Source organism: Subdoligranulum sp. APC924/74, assembly GCF_003324125.1.
Taxonomy (GTDB): Bacteria; Bacillota; Clostridia; order Oscillospirales; family Ruminococcaceae; genus Gemmiger; species Gemmiger qucibialis.
Genome location: NZ_PSQF01000098.1, coordinates 1 through 9,052 on the forward strand (window position 1 = coordinate 1; position 9,052 = coordinate 9,052).

Genomic DNA, 9,052 nt, shown 5'->3' on the forward strand with positions numbered 1-9,052 from the left:
TTATCGAGCATTTTGGCAACGCAGATGCCGTGCCGCAGCCGCCGGAGCGGTGCTTAAGCCGTCAGGCGGGAATTGTGCGGTATTGCCTTATAAAGCTTTCTCTTCGTTCCCACCATTATAAGTAGTTGGCCGTGGGCAGTCCATTTGCAAAATTGAACTATCCTTGTGGAAAATTCCATTAAAATAAATTGTTTTTTACTGTTCTATACCAAAAGAGCCGCCCTATACCGGGCGGCCCTCAAAAGGCAATATATTTGCCAGTTTTACACCAAAACGTCCTTGATCAGCAGCGAAAGCCCGCCCGTTGCGCTGTGGATGAACTCCACTGCATCGTCGCTGTTGCACAGTTCCGCGGGGATCTTGATCTCAATACCGGATTCGGTCTTAAAGCTGCGGCTTTCCAGCTTTTTGATGCGGGACGGGCTGACCGTGACCCGGTCGTTGCGCTCCACGCCGGAATCTGCCAGCGCCTGCTCAAAAGCGGGCACGGCAAGGGGATACTGCTCCTCCATGCGGGTGCGCACATCCTCCACCGAGATGGTGTTATCCACCGCCTGGTTGCGTACCAGCAGCTCCACGGCGGTTTCGGTGCCGCCGTCAAAGGGCGGCACATCGTCCAGCTGTTCCGGCTCCGGGTAGGCCTGCTGCACGGCGGCCACAGCGGTTTCGCATACGGCTTTCAGCTTGGCCTTTTCCGGCATGGCCTGGGTGCAGGCAAACACTTTTGTGGAAAGGTAAAAGTCTTTTTTATCGTCCAGCGCCACCTTTTTTTCAATCAGGCGAATGGTCAGGTTGGCGCGGTCGATCAGCGCGGCTTCGTCCGCCTTGCTGTTGCCAGGCAGCAGGGTGCGCTGCGGCGCAATGGTGCTGCACTGGCCGTTGCCCATCACGTTGGTTACATGGGTAAAGCCGGGGCGGTAGTTCAGTTTAAGCACCGCATAAAACGGCACACCATCCGCAGCGCAGTCCACCACGGCCAGGTCACCGGAGGGGATGCCCTGATATTGCAGCAGCTGTTCAAAAATCACACCCGCAATACGGCGCGAAAGGTCAATAAAGTCATCGTTGTGCTGCATCTCCTGCAAAAAGGGGGAATCCGGCAGAAAGCGGCAGTTTTTGCTGTCATCGCTGGCAAATGCCTTTTCAATGCAGACGGAAAAATATTCATAAAGGTCAGCATCCAGCTCCATCGGCCGGTCCGAAAGCACCGGTTCCGATGCGCCGGCATCCAGAATATGTAAAATGACCTGATTGATTTTGACATCCATGGGGGCAGCTCCTTTGGTTTGAATTGGACTATCAGTATAGCATATTTTGCCGAAGTTGGACAGGGCAATTTTTGCCTTCCCGCATAAGGGACCATAGCGGCGGGAATCATGATGGGTAGAAAGAAGGGATGCAGAATGAGTACCCGTATCACCCATCAGGCGGATGGCACCGCCCGCGGCCAAACGCAGCAGAACACCGCCAACAGCATTATTGACCTGCGCAAACAGCCCGCCCACACACCCAAGCAGGCCGAGCCCGCCAAGCCGGACTGCTGCGGCCAGCCGCCGGTGCCCGCCCGCCAGAAAAACGCGCGGGAATACCTGGCCGGGCGCAGCCCCGGCGTGATGCAGAGTTACGCCCCCAACGCCGCCGCCAGCCCCGTGGAGGGCTGGGTGGAGGATGACGAAACGGTGCACCGCCTGGCACATTGGAGGGAGGAAGCGATTTATTGAGTGCAGGGTTTGCGGCAAGGCCCGGCAGCGGGACGATGCTAGCATCGTCCCCTACAAATCATTTGCGGCTTTTATCACAATCGGCAAGGTTTCTCTGCGGCGGGATGAGGGCATCCCGCCCTACAGGGATAAAATACCATTTGGCGTGTATACGAAAAAAGCAGAGCTTTTGACAGCTCTGCTTTTGCATTTTATGGGGATTTCTTATTTTATGCCTTGCTCTTGTTCTTTTCCACGCACAGCCCCCACACCACGGTGATGAACATGGTGATGAGCATATCCGGCAGGGTATTGCCCAGCACAAAGTCAATGTTCATCAAGATGCGGTAGATCACAAAGCCCACCAGCCAGATGATCATGCGGGAAGCGGAAAGCTCCTTGGCGGAAACATCCGAATGCAGGATAAAAGCATCGGCAATCTGCACGGCGATCATCGGGGCAAACACAGAGCCGATGAGGTACAGGAAATCGGTGATATCATCCATGGGGAAAATAATCGCGCCCACGGTGCCAATGACGGTCACGATCAAAGCGACCTGCTTGCCCTTGAACTTGGGGGCGATGGTCTCGGCAGAGATACCGGCGCTCCAAGCATCCAGGAAGGTGGTGGTGACGGTAGAGAACACCACGATCAGCAGGCCGACCACTCCAAGGCCAGCCTGCAGCAGGATCTGGGCGATATCGCTCTGGCCGGTATAGATGGCAGCGCCCATGCCAATGAGGTACATCCAGCAGGAAACAACACCGTAAGTAACAGTGCTGGCCAGGGTAGCGGCAAAGGGCTTTTCGGCTTCGCGGGTGTAATCGCTGATGAGCGGCAGCCAGGACAGCGGCATGGCAACGGCCAGCTCCACGGCAGCGCCAAAGCTGAGGGAATCATCCTGCGCGGTCATGATACCGTTGCCGCCAAAGAAGATGACCTTGCACATGACAAGGGTCAGCACGAACAGCAACACCATAACCACCTGGTTGATGCGGCCCAAGTCGGTCAGGCCGATCAGAATCCAGACCAGGATCAATGCGCCGATAACAAGGCACCACAGCCAGGCACCCACACCGGCAATGCCGTTTGCCGCCAGCGCGCCGTCATAAATCATGATGGCTGTCCAGCCGACCAGCTGCAGCACGTTGAGGGCGGCAAACCACAGGCTGCCTTTTTTGCCAAAGCTGAGCTTGGAGGTTTCCATGGCGGAAAGCCCGGTGCGCCCGCCGATGAGACCGGCAAAGAACATCATGGTGCAGCCGATCAGATGGCCCAGCAGGATTGCGGCAAAGCCCTTGGCCATGCCGAGGGGGGCAAAGTAAGTGCCGGTCAGGATCTCAGCAATGGAAACACCAGCGCCGAACCAGATCAGGCTGTTTTGGAATACAGAAGTCTTTTTCATGCTTCGGCCTCCTTGCTCCACTCGTTATCCAATGCAAAGGCGTGGTTCATGGGGCCGGAGCCATGGCCCAGGTCCAGCATGGCGGCCAATGCGCCGGAAATATACGCCTTGGCGCGGCGCACAGCGGTTTCCAGATCATAGCCCTTTGCCAGGTTGGAGGCAATGGCGCTGGACAGGGTGCAGCCGGTGCCGTGGGTGTTGGGGTTATCAATGCGCTGGCCGTTGAACCAGGCGGCGCTGCCATCGGTCAGCACCAGCAGGTCGTTGGCATCGTTCAGGTTATGCCCGCCCTTGCACAGCACATTGCAGCCAAATTTCTGGCTGATCTCTTTAGCGGCGTTTTCCATATCGGCAGCCGTCTTAATGCTGTGGCCGCACAGGATCTCCGCTTCGGGGATGTTGGGGGTAATGACTTCCGCCAGGGGCAAAAGCTCAGTTTCCAGCGCGGTAACTGCGTCCGGTTCCAGCAGGGCTGCGCCGGAGGTTGCCACCATCACGGGGTCCACCACGATATGCTTTGCGCCGTACTGCCGCAGCTTTTGGGCGATCACGCGGATCAGCTCCTGAGAGCTGACCATACCGATCTTGACAGCATCCGGGTAGATATCCGTAAACACGGCATCCAGCTGCTGCGCTAAAAATTCCGGCGTTGAATTCAGGATGCCGGTCACCCCAGTGGTGTTCTGGGCGGTCAGGGCGGTGATGGCGCTCATGGCAAACACGCCGTTCATCGTCATGGTTTTGATGTCGGCCTGAATTCCGGCGCCGCCGCTGGAGTCACTGCCAGCGATTGTCAATGCTGTTCTCATGTTTTTCCTCCTGTTGCCCGTATCGGGCGTGGTTCAGCATCAGGTAAAAATATCCGCCGTGCAAGGTGGTGCCCCCAATGCACAGCGCACCAACAGCGATAGGATGTATCGAACACCCCAAAGCTGCAAGGTCATATTATAACTGCCCGGCCAGGCGGTACAGTTCCCGGCTGGCAGCGCAGGGGTCGGCCTGGGCAAAAATGGCGCTGACAACGGCCACACCGGCCAGCCCCCTGCCCTGCAGCTGCAGCAGGTTGGCGGCGTCAATGCCGCCGATGGCTACAACGGGGATGTTGACCGCCGCCGTTACCGCGCGCATGGTTTCAGCAGTAACAGGGTGGGCGTCCAGCTTGGTGCCGGTCACAAAGGCCGCGCCGCAGCCAAGGTAGTCCGCGCCGTCGGCCTGGGCGGCCAGCGCTTCGGCAGCGTTATGGGCCGATACGCCCAAAATCTTATCCGACCCCAGCAGGGCGCGGGCGCGCTTAGCGGCCATATCGCTCTGGCCCACATGCACGCCGTCCGCCCCGGCTGCCAAAGCAATCTCGACATTATCATCAATCACAAACGGCACATGACGGAAGTGGCACAGGGCGGACAGTTCCTCGGCTTCGGCCAGCAGGTCGTGTTCGTCCAGGCATTTTTCCCGCAGCTGCACAAAGGTTGCCCCGCCGTCAATGGCCTGGGCCACTACATCGGCAAGGCGGCGGCCGTTCAGCCAGGTGCGGTCGGTCACAGCGTACAGGCGCAGCTGCTGCGGCAGAACTTTCATAAACAAAACCTCCAAAAAAGGCAAAACAAAAACGGGCGCGCCGGAAAAAGGCGCACCCGTTTTGTACACGAATGTTGCATTCTCCCTACGTTGGCATTACCCACATCAGGTTCATCGGGTCGGAACCGATTGTTCCCTCTCAGCCATAGTGGCTCCCCATAACGGGTACTATCATACCCCTTTTTGCGGATAAAAACAAGACCTTGACAAAATTCCCGTAAGTGTTTATGATGGGTAACGAAATCAGGGGAGCCTTTTTGGCTGAGAGGAAGCGCTGCTTCGACCCTTAATACCTGATGTGGACCATGCCACCGTAGGAAGACTTTCAACTGTTTTGTTTTGTCTTTTTTGCAGGGGCTCCGCGTTGGGCCCCTGCTTTTTTGTATCATATCAGGGCCGACCCGTTGGGCCGCCTTAGGGGAAAGGAAGGAAAACAGGCATTGTGCCCGAAGCTGCGGGGGAGCGCCCGGAGCTTTGTGATTCAGCGATGGGAAGCCGTGTTCCGGCGTGAGAGGAAGCCAGCAAGCTTCGACCGAACAGCGGGGAGAAGTGTTTGCCCGCTGCGCCCGTACAAGGCGGCTGACGGCAGATGCCTGCGGCAGCCTTCCGCTTTTTTGTTATATTGAAAAAGGAGTACTCGATATGAAAAAGTCCAATACCAAAAAGCTGGCTCTGGCCGGTGTTCTGTGTGCCGTTGCTGTTGTTGGCAGCATGTTTTCTTTCCCTGTATTTGGCAGCAAGTGCGCGCCGGTGCAGCACATGGTCAATGTACTGTGCGCCGTTCTGCTGGGGCCCTGGTACGGCGTTGGTGCCGCATTTGTGGCCAGCCTGCTGCGCAACCTGCTGGGCCTTGGCAGCCTGATGGCGTTCCCCGGCAGCATGTGCGGCGCTTTGCTGTGCGGCATTGTCTACCACAAAACCCACAAGCTTCTGCCCACTTTGATTGGTGAGGTGTTCGGCACCGGCATCATCGGCGGTTTGCTGGCATGGCCGGTTGCCATCTTGTTTATGGGCAAGGCCGCCGGTGACATTGCGTTCTATGCCTACATTGTGCCGTTCCTGGTTTCCACCGTGGGTGGTTCCATCATTGCCGGCATCATCCTGTTTGCACTGGAAAAGAACGGCACCCTGAAATCCATGCAGAACGCCCTGAACAAGTAACACGAGGTTTGTATTTATGTCCGTATCCGCACCGCTGGCTGCCATCCGGGCGCAGCACCCGCTTCTGCACTGCATTTCCAACATTGTTTCTGCCAACGACTGCGCCAACCTGGCGCTAGCCATCGGGGCAAGCCCCATCATGGCCCAGGCCCCGCAGGAAATGGCCGACATTGCCGCTTTGGCCAGCGCCGTTGTGCTGAACACCGGCACCCCGGACGAAGCCAAGTTCACCGCCGCCCGCACCGCCGGTGCCACGGCAAACCGCCGCAGCATCCCTGTCGTGCTGGACCCGGTGGGCGTGGGCGCAAGCCCCTGGCGGCTGGCAAACATCCAGAGCCTTTTGCAGCAGGTGCAGCCCGCCATTGTGCGGGTGAACGCCGGGGAGGCCGCCGCCCTGCTGGGCCTTGGCGGCAGCGAGCACGGGGTAGACAGTCTGACCGCCCCCAAAGCGCCCGCCGGGCTGGCCGCAGCGTTGGCGCAAAAGCTGGGGTGTGTGGTGCTGCTTTCCGGCACCGAGGACCTGATTGCCGATGGTCAGCAGCTCTGCACCGTGCGCGGCGGCAGCGACCGGATGCGCACCGTGACGGGGGCCGGGTGTATGCTTTCCGTTTTGTGTGGGGCGTTTGCCGCCGTACAGCCGGGGGATGCCTTTACCGCTGCCGTGCAGGCCGCACGGTTCTGGAAATCCTGCGCCGAGCAGGCTGAGGACCATGCCGCCGGGGCGGGCAGCTTCCGCGTGGCGCTGTTTGACGCGGCGGGCAGCATGACGGATGAAGTATTTGCCGGGGAATAATTTTTATGGTGGCAACTTAGTTGTACAAGTGCGTTTTTTCCCCCCGTACCCTGCTAGTGACTGATAAAACCATTGCCTTCTTTGTAGGGGCGGGGTCACTGACCCCGCTGCTCCCCTGCCCTAACACAAACAAAAATCAGCAAGGCCCGATACCGGGGTGAATCTCACCGCACGGTATCGGGCCTTGCTCTATATTGCTCTATATTTTATGTATTACTTCCCCGTTTGCCTGCTTTACCCAATCAGGCCGCTGTTCTTGACAGCCTGGACGGCTTCGGTGATTTTTTCCACCGGCAGGGTCAGGGCAAAACGGACGTAGCCTTCACCGGACGGACCAAAGCTGGAGCCGGGGGTGCAGATCACGCCGGCTTTTTCAATCATTTCCATGCAGAACTCCATGCTGGTGCCGTGCCCCTGCGGGACCGGTGCCCAGACGAACATGGAGCCATGGCTGTCCGGCACATCCCAGCCGATGGAGCGGAAGCCCCCGCACAGGGCGTCGCGGCGGCGCTGGTATTCGGCACACTGGGCCTTGATGGGCTCCAGCGGGCCTGTCATAGCGGCAATGGCGGCTTTCTGCTCCGGGATGAACTTGCCGAAATCGATCTGGGTGTGCAGCTTCTTGCATGCGGCAATCACATCGCGGCGGCCCACCAAAAAGCTGATGCGCGCGCCGGTCACGTTGAAGCTCTTGCTCAGGGAGAAGAACTCGACTGCGCAGGTCTCGGCGCCGGGAATGTTGAAGATGCTGTGGCCCACGGCACCATCAAAGATGATATCGCTGTAGGCGTTATCATGGATGAGCAGAATCTTATGTGCATTGCAGAAATCCACGATTTCCTGGTACAGCTCCGGGCTGCCCACGCTGCCCACCGGGTTGGCCGGCAGGGATACGATCATCATCTTGGCCTTATCAGCCACATCGTCGGGGATCTCCTTCACATTGGGCAGGAAGTTATGCTCTTTGGTCAGATGATAGTAGTACGGCACACCGCCGCCCAGCTTGACGCCGGTAATGAACACCGGGTAGCAGGGGTCCGGCAGCAGCACCACATCGCCGTCGTTCAGCAGGGCAAGGCCCATGTGGCCCATGCCGTCCTGGCTGCCGTTAAAGCTCATGATCTGGTCCGGGGTTATGCCGTCCACATCAAAGCGGCGCTTGTAATAAGCGCACACGGTATTCAGCAGTTCCGGCAGGTCCCGCAGGGAATACTTCCAGTTTTCGCTCACCATGGCGGCATCGCACAATGCCTGCTTGATGTGCGGCATCGGCTCAAAGTCCGGGGTACCGACCGAAAGATTGTACAACTTTTTGCCCTGTGCTTCCAGGGCCACCTTTTTATCATTCAGGGCGGCAAAAATTTCCGCGCCGAACAGGTCCAGCCGTTTTGAAAATTCCACTTCAAATGCCATGATTTTCTATCTCCTCTCCCAAGCCTGGGGTTATCCTCTATCCGGCAATACCAAATCATTCTAAGGCAATACCGCATAATTCCCGCCTGACGGCTTAAGCACCACTTCGGCGGCTGCGGCACGGCATCTGCGTTGCCAAAATGCTCGATAAGACATCCAGTATTATCTGCGCTTTTGGCTTAGCATCTGCCGCACCTCGCTCGCCGTATCGGCACTTAGAATTATGCGGTATTGCCCTAAGCGCCGATACAGCGGGAATCATCTGGTATTGCTCTATCTCACTTTGCACGCTGAGCGCACAAATAGGCATCAATATCAAAGTCCAGCAGCTGCGTATCCTTTTTTAAGTACAGCGGGTGGTGCGGCTGGCCGGATTTTAACAGCGGGCCTGCCGTGTACCACTTTGCGCCTGCCGCTTTGCCGTCGGCGGCAAAATCCTGCATACAGTCCATCAGGTAATCCCGTTTCAGGATGATGTTCCCCCACGCCGCCCACACGGCAGGCTGGTCCGACAAAGACAGCAGGTACCGGAACGCCTTGCGGTTTTCCGCGTGCAGGGCGGGGTTCAGCGCATGCTCCATATCATCGGGGCGGGTGGCGCGCTGGGCGTACACGTTGAACATCAAAAAGCTGTCATACCCGTTAGCCAGGGCAATGCGCTGGGCGCTCTGCAAGGTGGGATCCAGGGCATCCGGGGCCGCGGTGGATGGGTTGATACCTACGCAGATCAGCGGCTTTTTGCCGCGGGTGCCCAAAATGTAACGGTACTCGGAGTAGGTATTGGGCACATACAGCCAGCGGGCCGCATCATAATCCGGGGAAGGCTGCAGCGCCGCCTGCAAAGCGGGTTCAAACAGCGCCAGTTCCAGCCCGGCGGTGGGACCTTTTGGGATATGCATACAAGAAACCTCCTGAGGTACAGTTAAGGCAACACCGCACAATTCCCGCCTTGCGGCTTAAGCACCGCTCCGGCAGCTGCGGCACGGCATCTGCGTTGCCAA

9 protein-coding genes and 2 riboswitches are annotated in these 9,052 nt (G+C 58.1%); of the genes, 3 read left to right on the forward strand and 6 right to left on the reverse strand.

Annotated features, from left to right (window positions below; translation table 11 throughout):
* Positions 1-263: 263 nt before the first annotated feature.
* Entirely contained in the window at positions 264-1,268 is a 1,005-nt protein-coding gene (locus C4885_RS13970; protein WP_158538914.1) for a nucleoid-associated protein, read from the reverse strand.
* 135 nt (positions 1,269-1,403) lie between these two features.
* Here C4885_RS13970 and C4885_RS16550 point away from each other — a divergent pair, with 135 nt between their 5' ends.
* Positions 1,404-1,721, forward strand: coding sequence for a hypothetical protein (locus C4885_RS16550; protein WP_158538915.1), 318 nt, complete (start codon positions 1,404-1,406; stop codon positions 1,719-1,721).
* A 209-nt stretch (positions 1,722-1,930) separates the two neighbouring features.
* Here C4885_RS16550 and cytX read toward each other — a convergent pair whose 3' ends face one another.
* The 3 genes from cytX to thiE all read right to left on the reverse strand — a co-directional run bounded on the left by cytX (position 1,931) and on the right by thiE (position 4,684).
* Positions 1,931-3,106, reverse strand: coding sequence for a putative hydroxymethylpyrimidine transporter CytX (cytX, locus tag C4885_RS13975; protein WP_114000925.1), 1,176 nt, complete (start codon positions 3,104-3,106; stop codon positions 1,931-1,933).
* Positions 3,103-3,915 (reverse strand): bifunctional hydroxymethylpyrimidine kinase/phosphomethylpyrimidine kinase, encoded by an 813-nt coding sequence (thiD, locus tag C4885_RS13980; protein ID WP_114000926.1) that lies wholly within the window; start codon positions 3,913-3,915, stop codon positions 3,103-3,105. The genes cytX and thiD overlap by 4 nt, the downstream gene beginning before the upstream one ends.
* A 136-nt stretch (positions 3,916-4,051) precedes the next feature.
* Positions 4,052-4,684 (reverse strand): thiamine phosphate synthase, encoded by a 633-nt coding sequence (gene thiE / locus C4885_RS13985; RefSeq protein ID WP_114000930.1) that lies wholly within the window; start codon positions 4,682-4,684, stop codon positions 4,052-4,054.
* Positions 4,685-4,749: 65 nt separating this feature from the next.
* Positions 4,750-4,853: riboswitch (TPP riboswitch) on the reverse strand.
* 66 nt (positions 4,854-4,919) lie between these two features.
* A riboswitch (TPP riboswitch) is annotated at positions 4,920-5,021 on the forward strand.
* A gap of 305 nt (positions 5,022-5,326) precedes the next feature.
* On the opposite strand from thiE, the gene thiW reads away from it, so the two are divergent.
* Both thiW and thiM read left to right on the forward strand, forming a co-directional pair.
* Positions 5,327-5,845, forward strand: coding sequence for an energy coupling factor transporter S component ThiW (thiW, locus tag C4885_RS13990; protein ID WP_114000927.1), 519 nt, complete (start codon positions 5,327-5,329; stop codon positions 5,843-5,845).
* 16 nt (positions 5,846-5,861) lie between these two features.
* Positions 5,862-6,638, forward strand: a complete 777-nt coding sequence (gene thiM, locus C4885_RS13995) for a hydroxyethylthiazole kinase (RefSeq protein WP_114000928.1) — start codon at positions 5,862-5,864, stop codon at positions 6,636-6,638.
* 234 nt (positions 6,639-6,872) lie between these two features.
* Here the strand turns inward: thiM and C4885_RS14000 are convergent, their stop codons facing one another.
* Positions 6,873-8,051: a pyridoxal phosphate-dependent aminotransferase gene (locus tag C4885_RS14000; protein WP_199488122.1), complete on the reverse strand. Its 1,179-nt coding sequence runs from the start codon at positions 8,049-8,051 to the stop codon at positions 6,873-6,875.
* 278 nt (positions 8,052-8,329) lie between these two features.
* Positions 8,330-8,950: a DUF1643 domain-containing protein gene (locus C4885_RS14005; RefSeq protein ID WP_114000929.1), complete on the reverse strand. Its 621-nt coding sequence runs from the start codon at positions 8,948-8,950 to the stop codon at positions 8,330-8,332.
* Between the last annotated feature and the right edge of the window lie 102 nt (positions 8,951-9,052).